Raw genomic sequence first — 21,622 nt, 5'->3', positions numbered from 1 at the left:
TTTGTAGTTTGAACTTTAAAAATAGGGGGACTTGTGAAATGAGTATGAAGAAAAAACTTGGTATGGGTGTTGTAACTGCAGCGCTTGGTTTATCTTTAATTGGCGGGGGAACATATGCGTATTTTAGTGATAAGGAAGTATCACAAAACACGTTTGCAGCGGGTACTTTAGATTTGAGTGTTAATCCTGAAGTTGTTATTAATGTCGACAATATTAAACCAGGTGATGAAATGGAGCGTGGTTTTCAATTAGTAAACAAGGGAACCTTAGCAATAGGAGATGTAAAACTCCTGACAGATTACAGTGTAATTGATGCTAAAGGAGATAACGGAAATTCTGATTTTGGTGATCATATCCGTGTTGATTTCTTGTGGAATTTGGATAAAAATGAGGTTCCAATTTGGTCTACTACCTTATCTGAATTAAAGGTAGCTACGCAAAACGGCAGTATTCCTGATCTTGTACAAAAAGGTGTTGTAGACCGAGAAGGAAATGGACTTGCTCCTGGTGATGATGATACTTTCTATGTAATGTTCACATTTGTAGATAATGATGAAGAGCAAAATGTATTTCAAGGAGATTCATTAAAATTAAATTGGACTTTCAATTCAATGCAGACAAAAGGTGAAGAGAAGTAAAAATAAATGTTATATACGAGAATCAATTGATGAAGAATTGATAAATAGAACTTTTAATAGTGTAAAGGTTGATTTAGTGAATCAACCTTTTTTGCTATTCATAGCAGTACTTCTAATATTTATGGCGAATTGAATAGAGGGTATATAGGAGTGATGGAAACACATGCCTTTTGCTATTATTCTGTTGTGAACCCTTCTGTTCGGTCATATTTTTTACATTGAAATCATTTTTGTTAATTTTTTCTTTTTGTGAGAAAATTATGATTGGATTATTTGGAAAAAATAGCCTTGAAAGTTACGTTACGTCATCTTTTATACTTAAGGAAACACAGAGTAGGGGGATGGTGTATATGATTTTGAAAAGTATGTGGGGATGGAAAGAAATCTTATATTTATTTATGTTTGTATTCATTATTGTTCCAGTAACAGTTGAATCTCTTTTTTATGACTATGCTTTACAAGTAATAGGGAACGCATTATATGCGGGAGTATTAATGGGATTTATAATGGCAGTGATATTTACTACTGTAGTTTATCTTTTTTGTATAAAAAGATATAAATTGTCGTGGAAAGACATTGGAATTCGGAAGCTTTCATGGAGAAATTTCCTATGGACAGTGGTAGCGCTAATTTTCTTAATTATAGTTAGTATTGCTATATTAATGATAATGGAGAAAATGGGTATTTCTTTTGAAAATAGTAAAACGGAAACAATCCAAAATGATAAATCAATATACGCGTTCTGTATCGCGGTAATTGGAGCAGCAGTTATATCACCAATCTATGAAGAAATTTTGTACCGAGGTGTTTTTTATACGTTTTTTCGTGATAGATATGGCATATGGGGCGGGGTGCTTATAAGTTCCATAATATTTACCGTTGTCCATATTCCAACATATAACACATTACCAGTGAACTTTTTAAGTGGAGTAGTATTTGCGTGGTTATATGAGAAAACAAATTCTATTCTATCAGCTATGATTGCCCATGCACTATTCAATTTCATAGCAGTACTTCTCACATTTGTGTCGAATTAAGAAGATATATAGGAGGGATATAGATGGAAATAGCTGTAGAACGAGTTTTTACAAGAGAGATTTTAGCGGGGGCAGCAAAGGCATTTCATGTAACAGTGGAAGAAAAGCCACTTGGAGACTTTGAAAATTATATTTTTAAGGCGAAGGGCGATCATGGTGAAGATTACGTATTACGTTTAACACACTCTTCTCACCGTTCAAAAAAAGAAGTCGAAGCTGAACTAGATTTTTTACGATATGTTGCGGAGCATGGGGCAAAGGTAGCAGGGCCTCTTTATTCAACGTCTCAAAACCTTGTAGAAGAAATTGGAGCAGAGGATGGAACCTTCTTTTTCGCTTCCTTATTTACATATGCAAAAGGTGAGCAAGTAAAAGGGGAAGAATCATCTTATTGGGGAGACGCTTACTTTGAAGCGTGGGGAAAAGCGATTGGCCAACTGCATCGCCTAACAATGAACTATCCTAAAACAGACTATCGTGATACGTGGGAAGAAGATGAAAGTGGCATTGTTAATGAATTAGAAGATGATCAAGTGAAAAAGATTGCAGCGGTATTAATGGATGAAATAAAGGTCCTTCCAATTGAAAGAGAAACGTTTGGTCTTATGCATGGTGATATTCATCCAGGTAATTTTCATTATGATGGTAAAGAGCTAACAATCTTTGATTTTGATGATGCGGCTTATAATTATTTTATACATGATTTAGCGATGGTTCTCTATTATTCTGTTTTATTTACACCGTGGACAGTGGAAGAGAAGACTGATTTTGCTCGTAAACAGCTACAAGTGTTAAGAAAAGGATACGAATATGAACATAAGCTAGCGGATAGTTGGTATGAATCGTTACCGCTATTTTTACGCTTACGCGATATAGGTTTATATGGCACGCTCCAAAAGAAGTTTAAGGGGAAAGATATGCCAGATAACTTTCGGGAATTATGTGAAGAATTATATGACAGAATTATAAGCAAAGAAGCGATTGTGAATATATAATACATTTTGTTCAAAACAAAGTATATAAAATAAATATATACTTTGTTTTTTTATACAAAAATATGTTTGTTTTATTAAAATAATATTGTCATAGATTCGGTATACATTTATAATTTTTATATATTCTGAAAATTCTTTATAAAGAAGGAGGGGGAATATTGGAAGCTATCGTAAATTGGATAAATAATATTGTTTGGAGTCCAGCACTTGTTTATTTATGTTTAGGAGTAGGTTTATATTTTTCCATTCGAACGAGGTTTTTACAAGTAAGGCATGTAGGAGAAATGGTGAAGCTGACATTTAAAGGAGAAAAATCAGAGGCTGGTGTTTCTTCGTTCCAAGCGTTAGCGCTTTCGTTATCAGGACGCGTTGGGACAGGGAATATCGCTGGGGTAGCAACAGCAGTTGCATTCGGTGGACCAGGAGCTGTATTTTGGATGTGGGCAGTAGCCTTTTTAGGAGCAGGATCAGCTTATGTAGAATCAACACTCGCGCAAATATATAAGACGAAACATCAAGGACAGTTTCGTGGTGGACCTGCTTATTACATTGAAAAAGGTTTAGGTGTGAAATGGTATGCATTAGTATTCGTTGCAGCGACAATTATTGCAACGGGGCTTTTATTGCCAGGTGTGCAAGCAAATAGTATTGCCGTAAGTTTAGAAACAGCTTTTGGAATTAACACTACCGTATCAGGGGCTTTATTAGTTGTTGTATTAGCTATTATCATCTTCGGTGGCGTAAAGCGAATCGTTAACGTTGCACAAGTTGTCGTACCGTTTATGGCAGTTGGTTATATTTTAGTAGCTTGCGTTATTGTTGCTATGAATATTGAAAAATTGCCAGAAGCATTTATGTTAATTATAAGAAGTGCTTTTGCATTAGAAGCGGCTTTCGGTGGTATTATCGGTTTAGCAATTTCTTGGGGAGTAAAACGTGGTATTTATTCCAACGAAGCAGGGCAAGGGACTGGACCACATGCAGCAGCAGCTGCGGAAGTATCACATCCAGCTAAACAAGGTTTAGTGCAAGCATTTTCCGTTTACATTGATACATTATTTGTTTGTTCAGCAACAGCATTTATGATGATTATTACAGGCATGTATAACGTGTTTGATGCAAGCGGAAAAAACTTTATCGTAAATAAATTAAATGGTGCTCAGCCAGGACCAGGATATACACAGGCAGCGGTAGAATCTGTTTTCCCTGGATTTGGAAACGGTTTCGTTGCAATCTCGTTACTATTCTTTGCATTTACAACAATTATGGCGTATTACTACATTGCAGAAACGAATATCGCGTACTTAAATCGAGATAAAGACCGTCCTTGGCTGTCTATGGTACTAAAGTTTGTATTTTTAGGAGCTGTATTCTACGGCTGTATAAAAACAGCAGCAACGGCTTGGGCTTTAGGTGACATCGGTGTAGGAATTATGGCATGGGTAAATATCATTGCGATTTTACTATTACAAAAACCTGCATTAGTTGCATTAAAGGATTATGAAAAGCAGAAAAAGGAAGGAAAAGATCCAGTATTTGATCCAGGGCCATTAGGAATTAAAAATGCTGATTTCTGGGAGCATGAATACGGGAAAGATAAGAAAGAAGAAGTATCTTGATAGAATAGAAATGGAGAAGCAAAGGGACAATCCCTTTGCTTTTTTTATGGACAAAATAAGGCTGGAAGTTATTTTTTTGCCCATTTTTGAATATAAAAAGAATGTACATGCTTTGTTAGGGGAAGGGGGGAGTATGTTGATAGAGTTTCGTAATGTAAATAAATATTATGGTACTTTTCAAGTTTTAAAAGATATTAATGTACAAGTGAAAAAAGGTGAAGTGGTAGTAGTTGTTGGGCCGTCCGGATCAGGAAAAAGTACGTTGCTACGGTGTATAAATCAGTTAGAGACAATTACAGATGGAGCGTTAATTGTACAAGGTACGGAGGTACACAATGCAAAAACAGATATGAATGAATTACGCCGAAATATTGGAATGGTCTTTCAACATTTTTATTTATATCCACATAAAACGGTTCTTCAAAATATTACACTAGCACCGATTAAAGTAAATAAAGTTTCAAAAGAAGAAGCTGAGAAAACAGCGATGTTTTATTTAGAGAAGGTAGGAATCCCAGAGAAGGCTAGTGTATACCCGCATCAACTATCTGGAGGACAACAGCAAAGGGTAGCAATTGCTAGGGGGCTCGCAATGCAGCCAGAAATTATGCTATTTGATGAGCCTACGTCTGCCCTTGATCCAGAGATGATCGGAGAAGTACTTGATGTTATGAAAACGCTAGCTAAAGAAGGGATGACGATGGTCGTTGTCACGCATGAAATGGGATTTGCGCGAGAAGTGGCAGATCGGATCTTATTTATGGATGATGGCAAGATCATTGAGGATACAACACCGGCGCAATTTTTTGCAAGTCCTGAACAAGAAAGGGCGCGTCTATTTTTAAGAAGAGTGTTAAATCATTAAAGGAGGAATTTCATGCTTAAAATGAAAAGGTTATTTACGTTAATCGTATTCTCATGTTTATTCGTACTTGTCGTTGCTGGATGTGGAAGTAAAAAAGATGAGGCGAAAGAAACGAATACGAAGCAAGGCGGGGCTGTGGAGCAAATTAAAAAGCGCGGGAAGCTAGTAGTTGGGGTGAAGAATGATACGAACTTATTTGGATTGAAAAATCCTTCAACAGGGCAAGTAGAAGGGTTTGATGTTGATATCGCAAAGGCGCTTGCGAAAAAAATCCTTGGAGATGAAAAGAAACTAGAATTAAAAGAAGTAACGTCTAAAACGCGTATTCCACTACTGAAAAACGGTGATATTGATGCAATTATCGCAACAATGACAATTACGGAAGAACGTAAAAAGGAAGTAGATTTTTCAGATGTATATTTTAAAGCAGGGCAATCGTTACTTGTGAAAAAAGGAAGCGATATTAAAAATATTGATGATGTGAAAAAAGGTGTGAAAGTGTTAGCGGTAAAAGGCTCAACGTCTACAAATAATATACGCCAAAAATCTCCAGAGTCGACTGTATTAGAATTTGAAAATTACAGTGAGGCATTTACGGCGTTAAAAGCAGGAAAAGGGGATGTTTTAACGACAGATAACGCAATTCTTTACGGCATGGCGAAACAAGATTTAAATTATGAAGTTGTAGGGAAAATTTTCACGGATGAGCCGTACGGAATTGCGGTACAAAAAGGTGCAGATGATTTAACGAAAGAGATTAATAGCTTACTAAAAGATATGAAGGCGAACGGGGAGTACGACAAATTGTATGAAAAATGGATTGGGCAAAAACAAGAGTAGTAAAGTGATAGTTTAATTAATGGAGCTGTATTCCCATTGATAAATAGCAAGAGGATGAGGGGATACTCATCCTCTTCTTGTAAAGAAAGAGGGGAGAATATGTGCCTGATTTTTCTATATTAACGAATAACATTGATATGTATTTAGAAGGCTTTAAATATACAGTGATGTCTAGTGTAATTGCGTTAATAGGCAGCTTTATTTTGGGAGTAATTTTGGCTGTAATGCGTATTGCACCTATTCGTATTTTAAATTGGATAGGATCAGCTTTTGTAGAGTTTGTAAGAAATATTCCACTCGTATTAATTGCATTTATATTTTATTTCGCTTTACCTGTAATAGGAATTACTTTAAATGGTTTTGTAGCAGGAACAGTTACGCTTACCGTATATACGGCAGCATTTATTGCAGAAGTCATTCGCGCTGGGATTTTATCAGTTGCAAAAGGTCAAATGGAAGCGGCGCGGTCTTCAGGATTAACGTATGTACAGGGAATGTATTATGTTGTTTTACCCCAGGCGATGAAAATCGTAATCCCTCCTTTAGGAAATCAATTTCTCAATTTAGTAAAAAACTCTTCCATACTTGGAATTATCGCTGGTACGGATTTAATGTATCAAGGAGACTTAATTTCAACGAAGACATTTGTTACGTTCGACGTCTATATATTTGTCGGGGTATTTTATTTAATATTAACAATTCCGCTCAGTATGCTAGTGCGTTATTTAGAAAAACGCTTAGCAAAGGAGGCGGTGTAAATGGATTTTAAGGGAGCAATAACAGGTGATCATATTCTGTTCTTATTAAAAGGATTACTTATAACATTAGAGGTAGCGCTCGTAGCAATTGTACTTAGCTTTATTATTGGTAGTGTAATAGGGATATTGCGCTATATGAAAATCCCCGTAGTCTCACAAGTATTAGGAATTATCGTTGAAGTGATTCGAAACTTACCACTACTTTTAATTATATTTTTCACGTATTTTGCACTTCCAGAAGTAGGATTGAAATTAGAAATTATAACAGCTGTAATTGTTGCTTTAACAGTATTTGAAGCAGCAATGATATCTGAAATTGTTCGAAGTGGTCTATTATCGATTGAAAAAGGTCAAATTGAGGCCGCAATATCTTCAGGATTAACGTATGTTCAAGCACTTTGGCATATTATTTTGCCACAAGCATTAAGGAGAATGGTCCCGCCACTTGTCAGTCAGTTTATTTCATTGCTGAAAGATACATCATTAGCAGTTGGTATATCACTGCCAGAGCTTATGCATAATGCTCAAATTATTAGCGGACAGAATGTAAATTATATGATTCCAACGTTTATAGTAGTAGCTTGTATGTATTTTATCGTAAATTATAGTTTATCAATTTTATCGAGAAGATTAGAACTCCGTTAACTCTTACAAAATATGTAAGAGTTTTTCCTTGTTTATCCTTATTTCCCTCTAATTAGAATCTAAATCTCGTTATAATTCGATTTTTTATATTGTTTTATCAGAAAAGTTTTAATTTTATATAGAAATTGTAACCGCTTTCGTGTATATTTTTATTATCAGAAAATTTTAACAAGATATAGGGGTATCGGTAGGGGGAGGATTTAGATGCAGCAACCAACAAATGAGAAATTACATCGTACGATGAAGAGTAGACATTTATTTATGATCGCATTAGGTGGTGTAATCGGAACTGGTTTTTTCTTAGGTTCAGGTTACACCATTAATCAGGCGGGACCAGGGGGAGCCATCCTTTCATATTTAGTGGGCGGATTTATTATGTATTTAACAATGCTTTGTCTTGGAGAGTTAACGGTAGCAATGCCAGTTTCAGGCTCTTTCCAAAAGTATGCGACGAAGTTTATTGGACCAGGAACGGGCTTTATGATCGGCTGGCTATATTGGCTTGGCTGGGCAGTAACAGTAGGACTAGAATTAACGTCAATCGGTTTAATGATGAAAAGATGGTTTCCGAATGTTGATGTTTGGGTATGGTGTCTTGTATTCGGCGTTATTTTATATGCTTCAAACGCTATCTCAGCGAAGAGTTATGCTGAATTAGAGTTTTGGTTCTCTAGTATTAAAGTAGTTACAATTCTTGCATTTGTTGTTCTTGGTGGTAGTGCATTATTAGGGTTTATATCATATGACGGAAAAGAAGCAGCACCTCTTTTCTCTAACTTTGTAAGCGATGGTGGATTATTCCCGAATGGACTAGCTGCTGTATTACTTACAATGATTACAGTTAACTTCTCGTTCCAAGGAACAGAGTTAATCGGGATTGCAGCGGGAGAAAGTGAAAATCCAGAAAAAACAATTCCACGTGCGATTCGTAATACAGTATGGCGTATTATGTTATTCTTCATTTTAACAATGACAATTTTAGTCGGATTAATTTCTTGGAAGGAAGCTGGCGTAATTGAAAGTCCATTTGTAGTTGTATTTGATAAAATTGGTATTCCATACGCAGCTGATATTATGAACTTCGTTATTATTACAGCGTTACTATCTGTAGCGAATTCAGGATTATATGCGGCAACTCGTATATTATGGTCACTTGCAAATGAAGGAATGGCACCAACTTCTTTCAAAAAAGTAAATAAACGAGGTATTCCAATTACAGCGCTAGTCGTAACGATTGCGGTAGCAGGGTTATCTTTATTCACAAGCTTCCTTGCAGAAGATACAGTATACATGTACTTATTATCTATAGCTGGTTTATCGGCTGTATCAAGTTGGATTATTATTGCTCTATCGCAACTTCGCTTTAGAAGTCAATATATAAAAGGCGGAGGAAAGTTAGAGGACTTAAAATATAAAACACCGTTATATCCGATTGTTCCTATTTTAGCTTTAATTACAAATAGTATCGTTGTTATTAGTTTAGCGTTTATTCCGGAACAAAGAATGGCGTTATACTGTGGTATTCCATTTATCATTTTCTGCTATATATATTATTATATGAGTAAGAAACGGAAGAAACCGATGAAAGTGGAGATGGAAGCGAAGTATGAAAATAAAAATTAAGCATGATGATATACAGGCAGATTTATCGTATGGTTCATTAGTGATTGGAAAAGAAGATGGGTATTCACCGTTACAATTACTCGTTTCTTCTATCGCAGGATGCAGTGCAATTGTCTTTCGAACAATTTTAGAAAAGAAACGTATTACATACGATACGTTTACAATTGAGACTGAAATTGGTAGAAGTGAAGCTTTATCAAAACCAGTTGAAAGTGTTCATTTGCATTATAAAATTAAAGCACAAAACATTACAGAAGAGCAATTGGACAAGGCGCTACAACTTGCAGTGAAAAATTGCACGATTGTTCAATCTGTAAAAGATAGTATAAATATTACGGAAACAATTGAACTAATAAAGTGAAACATAAAAACGTGAGAATACGGCTCTCACGTTTTTATGTTTTTAACAGAGGGGGAAATATAATGGAATGCTTAGGGTGTAAATTAGCAAGCGGAGAGGAAAACATATATAAAGTATATGAAGATGATTATGTAACATGCTTTTTAGATCATGAACCTTTCTATCCAGGACACACTTTAATCGTGCCGAAGCAACATGTTGTAGAAGTGGACGAATTAGATGAGGTTATAGCAAAATTTATTATGGATGCTTCTAAGCTTATTGCAAAAGCGATTAAGCTATTATATAAACCAGATGGAATTACGATTTGCCAAAATGGTGGAATCTTTAACGAGTTAACGCATTATCATATGCATGTCGTGCCAAGATATAAAGAGCGCTCTTTTGCTGAGTTTTATACGGTGCAACCGGGAGAAAAGCAGAATCATAACTTGGAAGAGACAAAGTATTTGTTAAAAGAAGTGATAGAGCAAATGCTGTTTACTGAAAAGGCGTAAGAGGGATGTTCTTAATGGAACAGTCAGGAAAATTCTAATAAACAAAAGCCCAATTTCTCAGTTAAAATAGAGGAATTGGGCTTTTGTTTATTCTATTATTAAATTTTATCTATAAAAAGATTTTGCAGTGTCACAAAGTATAGCACCCATTCGTTATATAGAGTGAGAGGAGGAATTATATGAAAGTTACAAACAACGATTATGAAAAGATGGAAGAGCTATATGAGTTGTACGAACAAAAAATTTATTATGTAGCTTATTCTATTTTAAATAATATTCAGCAGGCTGAAGATGCGGTTCAAGAGACGTTTATTACTCTTTATAAGAACTTGGAAAAGCTCCATAGCTTGAGCAGTGAAGAGCTTAAACGCTATATTTTGAGGGTCGCGAAAAACAAGGCGATTGATAGTTACCGGAAAAATAAACGACATGAAACATTTTTAGAAGAATATGAAAGAGAATCAATAGAAGCAGTAGATGAAAATGTTGAAGAGTGGGAAAAACGTAAAATGTCTGAGGTTCAAATTGATGCATTGCTAAAAGAATTAAATGAATCTAATAAACAGGTGTTTAAGTACAAAGTCTTCTATAACTTAACGTATCAAGAAATTTCAAATGTCATGGGGATAACCGAAGCGAATGTCCGCAAGCAGTTTGAACGCGCTCGAAAAAGAGTTCAAAATATGATAGGAGGTATACAACATGACGAATTCAAAGAACTCCAAAGAAATATATGAACTTGCTGAAAAAATTGCTTTAGATGATTTTGATAAACTCGAAGAAAAACATGAATTTTCACATACATATACGCGCAAAAAGAAATTGTTTATGGAGGAAATGAAGCTGAAAGATGGACAACCGCAGAAAAATCGTAAAAGACATCGTATGTTAATCGCTGCTGCTTGCTTATTGATCGGCATGCCGACAACTGTTTTTGGTGCAGTGAAAGTCTATAATATGATTGTTCAAAAACAAAATTACGAAGTAAATGTTTCCTTAACAAATAAGGATTCGAAAAAGAGTGATCAGTGGTATAAGTTGAAGATTGGTAAATTGCCAGAAAATATGGAAGCAATTGATGACTCTGCTATGAAATATTCATTTAAAGATAACTATGCAAAGGGTGGATTTTCTTTCATTCTTTGGAGAGTAGGAAAAGATTCGAATTTTAAAACGCTGTACTCAAAAAGCTACGAAGAGAAAGAGATAAATGGTAAGAAAGCAGTGATTGTCCATAGAGACACCGGAGGCAAAGAATTACCGTTTAACAGACAGGTCTTTCTGCTTTTTGAGAAAGAGGGGATTATGTTAGAAAGTTTTATTGGAGCCGATGTAAATGAAGAACAAATGATGGATGTCTTAGCGAACATTTCACTTGAGCCCACATCAAAGGAAAAGGCATCATCTATATCAAATTATGATGAAGATCGTTTTAGCAAAGCGAAAGAATCAACAAAACCGAGCGTTATTCCTTTGAAAAAAAATAGCAAACAACTATTTAGCGTAGGTCAAACGGTTCCAGTAACCATAGATAACATTGGGAGTAACAGCAAACTTGAATATGTTATCGAAAAAGTGGAAGTCTTTGATTCAATCAAAGATTTTAAACAAGAGAACTTTAATGAATTGGGACTAGAAATACTAAGCGAGAATAAGGCTTTAGATCAGACGAAAAAATTGCTACCGTACAAACGAGATGTATATAAAGTTGGAAATGGTAAAGATTCAATTGACGAATTAGTAGAGTCAAAGTCCGTTAATCTCAAATTTGTCTACCTGACAACAACAGTGAAAAACATTGATAAACAGGCGACAAAAGAAATCTATATGCATCCACGCATACAAATGCTTACATCTAAAAATAATGCATGGAACTATGCTGGAAAAGATGGGATTGCCGAAAAAAGTATTATGACGGGCGAAGTTGATTATTTAGAACCTCACGGAGATGGAAAAAGCTTTTATAATATTGGTAGTATCACACCAGGGAAAACGGTGAAAGTTAACTTAGGTTATTTTGTAGATGAAGATAAACTAGATTCAATCTTTCTGGATGCTTTCAATTACAGAGGGACTGGCGACACTGAAAATATGAATGCGAAACATCGTTGGTGGTTTGACATTCGTCAACAGTCAAACAACTAGGAACAACTAGACTAAAAAGCTGCTTATATTTAGCAGCTTTTTTCGTCTTCATACATATGTAAAATTTCTTTCGCGCGCATACGTAAACCATCTATTAATTCTTTCGGTTTTAAAACTCTTGCATCTTTTCCAAGTCTATAAAACAAAGGGGTAATAAAGTTAATTTCTCCTTTATCTATTGTTGAATGTATATATCCTGTTCCGTCTTCGTTTACTACCACGAATTCTTCAAGATAAGGAACGCTTTTACATTGGCGCACGCCTTCTGCTGTTAATGAGACATGTAACTGGGTAGGAATGTGTACTACGTTAGAGCTCGAGTCGAACCATTCTTCTAAATTCATGAACGTCTCTTCATTTTCTTCTGTTGATAATATAGAAAGAATACGATCAACGCGATACAGTAATACTTTTTTTCTACTGAGGTCATAGGATGGTAAGTACCATAGCCCATCATGAGCGTATACACCGATAGGATGAACATGTTTTGTTTTTATCCCCGATTTAGATTCATATTGAAAGTGTAAATTTTTATTCTCGATAGCTGCGGTTAACACTTCGTTTAAAAGAGGTGTATCAATTGCTCTCTTCGGATTCCAAAAAGCAATATAAGAGCGTATTTTATCAACTTTCGCTTTCGCATCATGTTGTAGAGAGCTATACAGTTTATGCGTAACGGAATTGATTTCTGTATTAAAAGGTAAGTCTCGATAGTAACTTAAAGATTGAAACGCAAAAAAGATGGAGACTGCTTCTTCTTCGGTAAATAAAATGGGGGGAATGACTTTATTCGTTAATACTTTATATCCTCCGTTACGACCTTGTTCAGCATAAATAGGTAATCCCATATCACTTAAATCTACAATGTATCTATGGACAGTACGAACGGAAATATTAAATTCATCAGCTATTTCCTGAGCTGTAAATGTTCTTTTTGTAGAAGCGAATATAAGAATATCTAATAAGCGTTTAGCTTTTGACAAATGTATCACCTTTTTCTTTTTAAACATGACATAAATTGTCGTGTTTTATTGATAGTATATTGTTTACATCATAATGTTATCAAGATGAGATGCAAGGAGGAAAATGAGATGTCACGTGAAGTTGTTTTATTTATAGCCGCTAGTTTGGATGGATATATTGCGAAAGAAAATGATGATTTAGAGTGGTTAATGGAAACCGAAGGAGAGGGAGATAACGGTTATACAGAAATGTATGAAACGATTGATACAATAATTATGGGAAAACGAACGTACGATTATGTAGTAGAGCATACAGAAACATTTCCGTACTTAGATAAAGCATGTTATGTTTTTTCTCGTTCAGAAAAAGGTTCAGACGGAAACGTGGAGTTTGTAAACGAAGATGTAGTGGAGTTTACTAAAAGGTTAAAAGCACAAGAAGGATCTAAAATATGGATGGTTGGTGGAGGAAGTTTACTGAGTGAGTTCTTTAAAAATAATCTAATTGATGAATATATCGTTACGATTACACCGCATATATTAGGTTCTGGAGTTCCATTATTTCAAGACAAGAATCCAGAAATTAATTTAACTTTAACCGATACGAAACGTTTTGGGCAATTTGTAAATTTATATTATAAAGTGAAACTTTAATCAGTGGGGGTTTTCTTCATCCTCACTGATTATTAGTTGAACCAATCGGACTTTAATGGGCAGCCCGACCCCCGCCTAAATTCTTTGCTTTCGCTGAATTTTGAGTTGGGGGTCTTACTGCCCATTAAAGCGGGATAAAGTAAAATGATAAAGAAACACGACTACCATCAGTAGTCGTGTTTTTGTATGGATGGTAATGAAATGATAAAGCAAGACCCGTGATCGACTTCGCTCGTTACAGTAACATTCCCGCCGTGTAGTTCTACAATTTCTTTTACGATAGATAGCCCTAAACCAGTTCCGCCTGTAGCTCGTGATCTTGCTTTATCAACTCGATAAAAGCGGTCGAAAATGTGAGGGACGTCTTCAGGAGGAATACCTTCGCCTTCATCTTCAATGGTAATAGAGATATTTTTATGTTCTTCTGTAACAGAAATGTTTATATGAGAATGTTCTTTTGAATGTCTATAAGCGTTATTTAACATGTTTATTATAACTTGTTCAAATCGCTGTTCATCTAAGTTTACTACCAGTGTAGGAGGACAAGAGAAAGAAACTGTAATGTATCTTTCTTTATACATGGCATTTACTTTTTCGGCTATGCGAGTAAGGAAGGTGTGTAAATGTACTTCCTTTACTTGAATAGAAAAGTTATGTTGCTCCATTTGTGCAAGTGAAAATAAATCTTGAACTAAGTTCGTAATATAATCAGACTCATCTTTTATAATAGATAAATATCGCAAACGTTGCTCAGGAGATGTGGTTTCTTTTAAAGCAATGTCAGCATAACCTCTTACGTATGTTAACGGTGTTCGTAATTCATGAGCAACACTTGCTAGAAATTCACTTCGCTCTGTTTTCATATAATGTAAATCATTAGCAAGCGTTTGAATAGACGATGCTAGTTCACCAATTTCGTCATTGCGAGTAGTCGTTAACGAAACGGATAAATCGCCTTTACTCATTTTTTCAGTGGCATGTTTCATGTGTAACAATGGTTTTGTTAACAACCGTGATAATAGAAAGATGGTGATGACTGTTAATAGAAACGTAATGACTCCGGCAATAATGAATTGTTTTGTTAGCCCGTTAACCATTTCCTCGATTGATTCTGTTCCGAGAAACATATATACATAGCCTTCCGTTTTTTCAGCCACTACAATGGGGCTCACTGTACATATATAATTAGATGTTTTCCAATGATTCTCTATAATTGCTCCGTCATGATCTGTCCGTGTTTGCATCTTTTCAATATGCTTTTTTATCGTAGTATTTATTTCATTGGATTTAGCTAGCACATCCTTATTTGCATTTGTAATAACGACAGTGGTTTCGGCTTCGGATTCCATTAGTGCAACATGGGAGATTGTTTGCTTATCAAAATACTTTTCAAGGACATCTCGGTGACTATTTCCGCGCTTTAATAAAGCTGTCATTTCTTCATTTACTCTATTGTTAACGAGGCTATAATAAAGCAAGACAAATAGAACACTTTCGATTAAAAGTGTAACAATTAAAAAATAAAATCCGAGTTGAATAGAAATTCGCTTCATCGTTTTGCTCCTTAATCTAGAGTATCAACCCATCGATACCCGACTCCGTAAACAGTTTTTAAATGGTGATCAATAGGGAAATTAACTTTTCGTAATTTATCACGCAAATTACGAATATGTGAATCGACTGTTCTATCTTCTGTATTTGTATTTAGTCCCCAAATTCGTTCAATGAGCTGATCACGGCTTAATACGTAGTTCACATGACGTAAAAATAATCCGAGTAAAGAGAATTCGATTGGAGTGAGGAGAAGCTCTTCATTATCGACAGAGATGAAATGCTTTGCCTCATCCCATAAAATACCGTGATATTGGATTTGCGCGTGTTGATTCGTTCGCCTTAAAACAGCTTCAATTCTTGCGAAAAGCTCTTCTTCATGGAAAGGTTTTGTTACGTAATCATCTGCTCCAAGTTTTAACCCTTGGATGACATCAACCGTTTGATCACGAGCCGTTACCATAATGATAGGAACGTTACTAAAGGATCGAATTCTTTTGCACGTTTCCCAACCATCCATCTTTGGCATCATAATATCGAGTAAAACAAATTTGAAGTTTCGATTTTCTATATGTGAAATAGCTTCTTCCCCGGATACTGTACATACGCAGTTGTATCCGATTGGAGTAAGATAAAGCGTTAATAATTCAAGCATTCTCGGCTCATCATCTACGAGTAGTATATCGACCATAGAGTACCTCCGCATTTGTAGTTATTACTTAAATTGTAAGTCAAAATCATGAAGAAATGGTGCAGATTATCATGCATCTGCATAATTTCTTCAGAATTGCTTGTTATTGTAAAGTTGAAATTTCATTTTAGGTAATCATATTGGCTCGAAAACAATTCATACGGAGGCGGTATAGTGAAAAAGATGACCCGAATCTTTGGGATAACAATAATTACAGCAGTTGGTCTTGCTGCATGTGGACAAACGAACATGGATCATAAAAATCATGAATCTAAAGAAGAGAAACAAACAGAGCAAAAGGAAATGAAAATGAATCAGGAGGTAACTGCGCCGAAAGAAATGAACGAAGGGGCGTTGAATAATTTATTAACGACAAGTTTAAAAAATGTAACGAGATTAAACACAAACGATTCTTTGCAAATGTCAGTACTAACTTCGCAAACGATATGGCCAGCAACGCATAAGGAGAATCAGCCAGGCGCTATTATTTTAGTACCAGTAAATGAGTGGCAATTAGGTATTGCGAGTGCGGATCTTATTCACCATCCGAATAACGGGCCGATTTTATTTATAGAAAAAGAAAAGGTACCCGAAATGACGTTAAAAGAAATAAAACGATTAAATCCGCTCGGAACGAAAGATGGAACACAAATTATGGTGATGGGGGATATAGGTGCATCTATCCTAGAGCAATTAAAAGCATATAAAGTAAAGCAAATAAAAGAAACGGATCCAGCTATATTTGCTAAAGATGTCGATAAAGAATATGCCGATATAACAGGTAGCTATCCAAATAGTGTTATTATCGGTTCGTCTGAAGAGGAAGGGCGTTTATATACAACACCAGCTGTAAATTGGATCTCTCATATGCCAGAACCGCTTTTATATACAGAAAAAGATAAGGTGCCAGAAGCGACGATAGAGGCATTAAAGATGAGAAAAGATAAAGCGAATATATATGTATTAGGACCAGAAAAAATTATTTCAAAAACTGTAGAAAAAGAGTTAAGTAAATACGGGAAAGTAACGCGTATTAGTGGTGAAACCCCAACAGAAAATTCCGTTGCCTTTGCGAAATTTAAAGATACAAAAACGAAATTTGGCTGGGGATTCACCAAACCAGGTCATGGTTTATCATTTGTTTCAAGCAAAACACCAGACTTAGCAGTTGCAGGAGCACCTTTTTCGCATATGGGTAAACACGCACCTGTTGTATTGTTAGAAGAAGGTAAAGCTTCACAACCAGTGTATGACTTCCTTGCTAGTATTCAGCCGAAGTTTAAAGATGACCCAACACTTGGACCGTATAACCACGGCTTCTTATTAGGAAGTACGAGTGATATTTCATTTGAAACACAAGGTATATTGGATGAGAGGTTAGAGATTGTTCAGGAAAGTGGTCAAGGGCACGGTGGACATTAATATAATGAGCAAGGGCGCTACTAAGGTAGTGCCTTTTTCTTTAGGAAACTTTTACATAGCAAAAATCTCTCTACTCGTTATATAATAGCCTTCGTGCAGTCGGCTTAGATTTTCTTATGGAGAAAATCAAATGAGAAAAGAGTAGAGGAGTGGTATTTTGTTTCAAACGATAAAAAATGATTGGTTCTCCAATGTGAGAGGGGACGTACTATCAGGAATTGTTGTCGCTTTAGCGTTAATTCCAGAAGCGATCGCTTTTTCTGTTATTGCAGGCGTGGATCCGACCGTTGGGTTATACGCTGCCTTTTGTATTGCAGTTACCATTGCATTTGTTGGTGGAAGAACTGGGATGATTTCAGCTGCAACAGGTGCAATGGCATTATTAATGGTAACGCTCGTGAAAGATCACGGTTTGCAATATTTATTTGCCACGACAATATTAACGGGGATTGTTCAAATTATTTTTGGCGTGTTCAAACTGAGCTCATTTATGAAGTTTGTTCCTAAATCCGTTATGAGTGGTTTTTTAAATTCACTTGGAATTTTAGTTTTTACAGCGCAATTGCCGCATTTTAAAAATGCAACTTGGCAAATGTATGGACTTGTCGCATTAGGACTTGCAATTATATATGTATTTCCACGTATTACGACGGCGGTACCGTCTACACTTATTTCAATTATCATCGTGACAAGTATTGCACTTATGAGCGGATTACAGTTAAAAACAGTCGGGGATATGGGAAGTCTGCCGAAAGAATTACCGTTCTTTAGCATTCCTGACGTGCCTTTTACACTTGAGACATTAGGGATTATTTTACCGTACGCAGTTATGCTTGCAATTATTGGTTTACTCGAGTCATTATTAACAGCTTCAGTTTTAGATGATATGACGCATACGGAAAGTAATAAGCATAAGGAAGCACGGGGGCAAGGTATTGCAAATATTGTTGCTGGTTTCTTCGGAGGAATGGCAGGATGTGCAATGATTGGACAATCTGTTATTAATATTAAATCAGGTGGACGAGGTCGTTTATCAACATTTGTAGCGGGCGGATTTTTAATCGTATTACTATTTGTTTTAGGTGACTATGTCGTTCATATTCCAATGGCAGCATTAGTTGCAGTTATGATTATGGTTTCAATCGGAACATTTGATTGGAACTCTGTAACAACGATTCATAAAGTACCAAAAGGAAATGCATTAGTTATGATCGTAACAGTTGTGATTGTCTTAATTACACATAATTTAGCATTAGGTGTAATTATCGGAACAGTAATTAGTGCAGTTTTATTTGCATTCAATATGGCAAAGATTCACGTGAAACATTTATATATTGAAAATAAGAAAATATACGAAATTCACGGTCAACTGTTCTTTGCATCTACAGCAGCCTTTATAAATAACTTTTCATTCAATGAATATGTAAAAGAAATTGAGTTGAATTTTACCCACGCACACGTATGGGACGATTCAGCGGTAGCCGCAATTGATAAAGTTATCATGAAGTATGAACAAAGTGGCGTGAAAGTAAGTATAACGGGATTAAATGAACGAAGCTCGAAAATCATTTCAAATTTAGCTACTTATAATAAAAGAATTGCAAGTTAGAAGCCTCCTTTTTAGGGGGCTTTATTATATAATACGAGTAGGATAACGAAAAGGGGATTCAGCATATGTACAAACAAATTATATTAGCATGTGACGGTTCTGAACATGCACTTCGAGCAGCGGAACATGCAACATATATTGCGAAATTTAATGAAGAAACAAATGTTGAAGTTGTGTACGTAGTAGATAATAGAACGGCAAAATCAGATATTATACAAGGTCAAACAGATTTAGAAACAATATCGGCTAGCCGAAAAGATAAATTAAAAGAGATTGAAGGTTTATTAAAGAAAGAGAACGTTTCTTATACAATTACAATATTACATGGCGATCCTGGAGATACGATTGTTCAATATGTAAATACAGGAGATATAGATCTTGTTATAGCTGGAAGTAGAGGGTTAAATACATTGCAAGAGATGGTGCTTGGTAGTGTCAGTCATAAAATAGCAAAACGTGTGAAATGCCCGGTGATGATTATTAAATAAATTGAGTGAGATATTTTGTAGTGTAAGCAAGACCTTGATATGATTCGAGGTCTTTTTTGACGTATAAAGGGAGAGAGCTTGGACATACTAGATATATAACTTTAAAGGGAAATTATTAACTTACAAATTTGTAAGTTTGTTGTTAGTGAAATCGATGTTATGAAAATTATTCCATTGGTAAAATAAACATATCGAAGGGGAGAGAGGGAGGATGAAAAAGATGAAAGCATTTCAAAATTTATCATATAGTCAAGGTGTCGGTCTTATTTGTTTAGGAGGATTTGCTGTATCTGTTACGTTAGCTGTTGTAATAAAGATGATTCATCAAATCTTTTAATCTTATGGTAAGGAAGGAATTGGTTGTTATTAATAGTAAGAGAAGGGTTATAAATGAAAAATAGCTCCTGGCATATATGTAGATGCTAGGAGCTATTTTCTTATTTCTCTGTTTCTGCTTTATCACTTGTTACGCTAACGTTACCCCATTTATATTGATCCACTGGTGTATATTTATAATCTTTTACGCGATTATTTACACCTTTTAAGTCAAATTTATAATGAAGTGGAATTAATGGCACTTCATCATGAACTAATTTTTGCCATTTATCGTATACATCTTTACGGTACTTTTCATCAGCAGCTTTTGGAGAAATACCTTCTTTTAATAATTCTGTGTTTTTGTCAGTAGCCCAACGTGTGTAATTGAACGATGCGTCTTTAGCCCAAATACCAGAAGGGTCTGGATCAGATGCAGTTCCCCAAGCTGCCGCGAAAAGATCAACTTTTGGATCATCTTTTTTAATCATATCGTAGAATGAGTTGAATTCATGCAAGCGACCATCAAGAAGCTCAACTTTTAGCCCGATGTCTTTCCAAGATTGAATAAAGAATTTTGCAAGTGGTTCACTTACATCGCTACCACTCATTGATAAGAAATTAGCTTTAAATTCTTTACCATTCGGATCTTCGCGGAATCCATCCCCGTTCGTATCTTTATAGCCAGCTTCATCTAATAACTTTTTAGCTTTCTCTACATCTTTATCATAGGCACCAATTTTATTGTTATGATATTTTGGTAGAGATGGTGGGATTGGTGAGTTAGCCGGATAACGTAGGCCGTGATATAATTTTTCACCAATTTCTTTTCGATCAATAGCATACGCCATCGCCTGACGTACACGAACATCTTTAAATTTTTCCTTATCCATCACTACTTCTTCTTTTTCTTTATCCATATGGCCTAATTTAAAGCCGATATAACTATAGTATAAATCGGTTTTACCGACTAATTGTGCATTTTTTAATTTACTTACATTTGGATACTGATCGGCACTTACTTCAGCAATGTCAATATCGCCATTTTTTAAGGACGCGTTAACAACGGAAGGGTTAACAACTTTTAAAACCATGCTTTTCAGCTTTGGTTTTCCGCCATAATAGTCATCAAAACGTTCGAATTCAACGGATTCTCCAGGAGTAATTTTCTTCACTTTAAAAGGTCCGAAACCAATTGGGTTTTTACGGATTTTATCAGATTCTGCTAATTTATCGATTGGTACATCTCCTAAATATTTCTTATGAAGAGGGTATGCCCAAAGCCCAGTTTTCACTGAAGGATTCGGCTCTTTATATGTAATCGAAATTGTTTTTGGATCCGTTACTTTTATACCTGAAATTTTGTCAGCTTTTCCATTGTGGTAATCTTCCATACCTTCAATCATTTGCATTTGAGTGTCATAGCGAGAACCGGCATATTGTTTGCTACCAATTACAAGATAAGAATATTCTAAATCCTCTGCAGTAACAGGATTTCCATCATGCCATTTTACATTATCTTTAATTTTCAGTGTAATTGTCTTTTTATCTTTAGAAATTTCATATGTAGCAGCACCATCATTCGTGTATTCCCAGTTTTCGTCATTTGATAATAAAGATTCATCGAAAATTGTAATGACTTGGTTATCAGGATCTCCTTCATATACAGCGAAATTTAAAAGTCCTTCAAATGGTGTATTAGAAACAAGACCATATGTTAATGAACCATCTTTAACTTCTTTTTTATCATTTTTAACAGATGCACTAAATTTATTTGTATCTACTTTTTTTGTGCTGCTCGTTTTTTCACTACCACCACTGCCCCCACATGCTGAAAGTAGTAATGTTGAAACCGCAAGTGTACTTAATACTTTGAAAACCTTTGGCTTATTTGTCATTTCTTCCAC

At 35.4% G+C, this 21,622-nt stretch carries 22 protein-coding genes; 18 read left to right on the top strand and 4 right to left on the bottom strand.

What is annotated here, in order from left to right; genetic code table 11:
• Positions 1–38: 38 nt before the first annotated feature.
• The 13 genes from MR115_RS20590 (at position 39) to MR115_RS20530 (ending at position 12,023) form a co-directional block, all read left to right on the top strand.
• A complete protein-coding gene (locus MR115_RS20590) occupies positions 39–638 on the top strand; it encodes a TasA family protein (protein ID WP_242242598.1) in 600 nt (199 codons plus the stop codon).
• 350 nt (positions 639–988) lie between these two features.
• A complete protein-coding gene (locus MR115_RS20585) occupies positions 989–1,675 on the top strand; it encodes a CPBP family intramembrane glutamic endopeptidase (RefSeq protein ID WP_242242597.1) in 687 nt (228 codons plus the stop codon).
• A gap of 23 nt (positions 1,676–1,698) precedes the next feature.
• Positions 1,699–2,670 (top strand): phosphotransferase enzyme family protein, encoded by a 972-nt coding sequence (locus MR115_RS20580; RefSeq protein WP_242242596.1) that lies wholly within the window; start codon positions 1,699–1,701, stop codon positions 2,668–2,670.
• Positions 2,671–2,828: 158 nt separating this feature from the next.
• Entirely contained in the window at positions 2,829–4,289 is a 1,461-nt protein-coding gene (locus tag MR115_RS20575; protein WP_061676365.1) for an alanine/glycine:cation symporter family protein, read from the top strand.
• 136 nt (positions 4,290–4,425) lie between these two features.
• Complete coding sequence (locus MR115_RS20570) at positions 4,426–5,154, top strand: amino acid ABC transporter ATP-binding protein (RefSeq protein ID WP_242242660.1); 729 nt, start codon at positions 4,426–4,428, stop codon at positions 5,152–5,154.
• A gap of 12 nt (positions 5,155–5,166) precedes the next feature.
• Positions 5,167–5,994: a glutamine ABC transporter substrate-binding protein GlnH gene (gene glnH, locus MR115_RS20565; protein WP_242242595.1), complete on the top strand. Its 828-nt coding sequence runs from the start codon at positions 5,167–5,169 to the stop codon at positions 5,992–5,994.
• Between the two features lie 101 nt (positions 5,995–6,095).
• A complete protein-coding gene (locus MR115_RS20560; protein WP_061676362.1) occupies positions 6,096–6,752 on the top strand; it encodes an amino acid ABC transporter permease in 657 nt (218 codons plus the stop codon).
• Entirely contained in the window at positions 6,753–7,397 is a 645-nt protein-coding gene (locus tag MR115_RS20555) for an amino acid ABC transporter permease (protein WP_242242594.1), read from the top strand.
• Positions 7,398–7,601: 204 nt separating this feature from the next.
• Entirely contained in the window at positions 7,602–9,020 is a 1,419-nt protein-coding gene (locus MR115_RS20550; RefSeq protein ID WP_097817895.1) for an amino acid permease, read from the top strand.
• Entirely contained in the window at positions 9,004–9,381 is a 378-nt protein-coding gene (locus MR115_RS20545) for an OsmC family protein (RefSeq protein ID WP_242242593.1), read from the top strand. Before MR115_RS20550 ends, MR115_RS20545 begins: the two co-directional genes overlap by 17 nt.
• A gap of 11 nt (positions 9,382–9,392) precedes the next feature.
• On the top strand, positions 9,393–9,878 hold the full coding sequence (locus tag MR115_RS20540; protein WP_242242592.1) for an HIT family protein: 486 nt from the start codon (positions 9,393–9,395) through the stop codon (positions 9,876–9,878).
• Between the two features lie 179 nt (positions 9,879–10,057).
• On the top strand, positions 10,058–10,615 hold the full coding sequence (locus MR115_RS20535) for an RNA polymerase sigma factor (protein ID WP_098870580.1): 558 nt from the start codon (positions 10,058–10,060) through the stop codon (positions 10,613–10,615).
• On the top strand, positions 10,581–12,023 hold the full coding sequence (locus MR115_RS20530; RefSeq protein ID WP_242242591.1) for an anti-sigma factor: 1,443 nt from the start codon (positions 10,581–10,583) through the stop codon (positions 12,021–12,023). The genes MR115_RS20535 and MR115_RS20530 overlap by 35 nt, the downstream gene beginning before the upstream one ends.
• Positions 12,024–12,052: 29 nt before the next feature.
• Here the strand turns inward: MR115_RS20530 and MR115_RS20525 are convergent, their stop codons facing one another.
• Positions 12,053–13,033, bottom strand: coding sequence for a helix-turn-helix transcriptional regulator (locus tag MR115_RS20525; protein WP_242242590.1), 981 nt, complete (start codon positions 13,031–13,033; stop codon positions 12,053–12,055).
• Positions 13,034–13,114: 81 nt separating this feature from the next.
• Between MR115_RS20525 and MR115_RS20520 the strand changes: the two genes are divergently transcribed.
• Positions 13,115–13,639, top strand: coding sequence for a dihydrofolate reductase family protein (locus tag MR115_RS20520; RefSeq protein ID WP_073517280.1), 525 nt, complete (start codon positions 13,115–13,117; stop codon positions 13,637–13,639).
• A gap of 167 nt (positions 13,640–13,806) precedes the next feature.
• On the opposite strand, the gene MR115_RS20515 is transcribed toward MR115_RS20520, so the two are convergent.
• Both MR115_RS20515 and MR115_RS20510 read right to left on the bottom strand, forming a co-directional pair.
• Positions 13,807–15,192 carry a sensor histidine kinase gene (locus MR115_RS20515; protein ID WP_242242589.1) on the bottom strand — a complete coding sequence of 462 codons (1,386 nt, stop codon included), beginning with the start codon at positions 15,190–15,192 and terminating at the stop codon, positions 13,807–13,809.
• An 11-nt stretch (positions 15,193–15,203) separates the two neighbouring features.
• The gene (locus MR115_RS20510; protein WP_242242588.1) at positions 15,204–15,881 is read right to left on the bottom strand and encodes a response regulator transcription factor; all 678 of its coding nucleotides are present in this window, start codon (positions 15,879–15,881) and stop codon (positions 15,204–15,206) included.
• 174 nt (positions 15,882–16,055) lie between these two features.
• Here MR115_RS20510 and MR115_RS20505 point away from each other — a divergent pair, with 174 nt between their 5' ends.
• The 4 genes from MR115_RS20505 to MR115_RS20490 all read left to right on the top strand — a co-directional run bounded on the left by MR115_RS20505 (position 16,056) and on the right by MR115_RS20490 (position 19,737).
• Complete coding sequence (locus MR115_RS20505; RefSeq protein WP_242242587.1) at positions 16,056–17,303, top strand: cell wall-binding repeat-containing protein; 1,248 nt, start codon at positions 16,056–16,058, stop codon at positions 17,301–17,303.
• Positions 17,304–17,460: 157 nt separating this feature from the next.
• On the top strand, positions 17,461–18,912 hold the full coding sequence (locus MR115_RS20500; protein ID WP_242242586.1) for a SulP family inorganic anion transporter: 1,452 nt from the start codon (positions 17,461–17,463) through the stop codon (positions 18,910–18,912).
• A 65-nt stretch (positions 18,913–18,977) separates the two neighbouring features.
• Positions 18,978–19,400, top strand: coding sequence for a universal stress protein (locus MR115_RS20495; RefSeq protein WP_088028452.1), 423 nt, complete (start codon positions 18,978–18,980; stop codon positions 19,398–19,400).
• Positions 19,401–19,611: 211 nt separating this feature from the next.
• Positions 19,612–19,737: a DUF4027 family protein gene (locus MR115_RS20490; RefSeq protein WP_242242585.1), complete on the top strand. Its 126-nt coding sequence runs from the start codon at positions 19,612–19,614 to the stop codon at positions 19,735–19,737.
• A gap of 100 nt (positions 19,738–19,837) precedes the next feature.
• On the opposite strand, the gene opp4A is transcribed toward MR115_RS20490, so the two are convergent.
• The gene (opp4A, locus tag MR115_RS20485) at positions 19,838–21,613 is read right to left on the bottom strand and encodes an oligopeptide ABC transporter substrate-binding protein (protein ID WP_242242584.1); all 1,776 of its coding nucleotides are present in this window, start codon (positions 21,611–21,613) and stop codon (positions 19,838–19,840) included.
• Positions 21,614–21,622: the final 9 nt, after the last annotated feature.

The organism is Bacillus cereus group sp. BfR-BA-01309, assembly GCF_022664315.1.
Taxonomy (GTDB): domain Bacteria; phylum Bacillota; class Bacilli; order Bacillales; family Bacillaceae_G; genus Bacillus_A; species Bacillus_A mobilis.
The sequence above is the reverse complement of the archived record's forward strand: the minus strand, read 5'-3'. Positions and strand labels throughout refer to the sequence as shown.

Coding starts and splice junctions, on each gene's coding strand:
- MR115_RS20590 (WP_242242598.1), top strand. CDS start 39: ATGAGTATGAAGAAAAAACTTGGTATGGGTGTTGTAACTGCAGCGCTT.
- MR115_RS20585 (WP_242242597.1), top strand. CDS start 989: ATGATTTTGAAAAGTATGTGGGGATGGAAAGAAATCTTATATTTATTT.
- MR115_RS20580 (WP_242242596.1), top strand. CDS start 1,699: ATGGAAATAGCTGTAGAACGAGTTTTTACAAGAGAGATTTTAGCGGGG.
- glnH (WP_242242595.1), top strand. CDS start 5,167: ATGCTTAAAATGAAAAGGTTATTTACGTTAATCGTATTCTCATGTTTA.
- MR115_RS20555 (WP_242242594.1), top strand. CDS start 6,753: ATGGATTTTAAGGGAGCAATAACAGGTGATCATATTCTGTTCTTATTA.
- MR115_RS20550 (WP_097817895.1), top strand. CDS start 7,602: ATGCAGCAACCAACAAATGAGAAATTACATCGTACGATGAAGAGTAGA.
- MR115_RS20545 (WP_242242593.1), top strand. CDS start 9,004: ATGAAAATAAAAATTAAGCATGATGATATACAGGCAGATTTATCGTAT.
- MR115_RS20535 (WP_098870580.1), top strand. CDS start 10,058: ATGAAAGTTACAAACAACGATTATGAAAAGATGGAAGAGCTATATGAG.
- MR115_RS20530 (WP_242242591.1), top strand. CDS start 10,581: ATGACGAATTCAAAGAACTCCAAAGAAATATATGAACTTGCTGAAAAA.
- MR115_RS20525 (WP_242242590.1), bottom strand. CDS start 13,033: ATGTTTAAAAAGAAAAAGGTGATACATTTGTCAAAAGCTAAACGCTTA.
- MR115_RS20520 (WP_073517280.1), top strand. CDS start 13,115: ATGTCACGTGAAGTTGTTTTATTTATAGCCGCTAGTTTGGATGGATAT.
- MR115_RS20515 (WP_242242589.1), bottom strand. CDS start 15,192: ATGAAGCGAATTTCTATTCAACTCGGATTTTATTTTTTAATTGTTACA.
- MR115_RS20510 (WP_242242588.1), bottom strand. CDS start 15,881: ATGGTCGATATACTACTCGTAGATGATGAGCCGAGAATGCTTGAATTA.
- MR115_RS20495 (WP_088028452.1), top strand. CDS start 18,978: ATGTACAAACAAATTATATTAGCATGTGACGGTTCTGAACATGCACTT.
- MR115_RS20490 (WP_242242585.1), top strand. CDS start 19,612: ATGAAAAAGATGAAAGCATTTCAAAATTTATCATATAGTCAAGGTGTC.
- opp4A (WP_242242584.1), bottom strand. CDS start 21,613: ATGACAAATAAGCCAAAGGTTTTCAAAGTATTAAGTACACTTGCGGTT.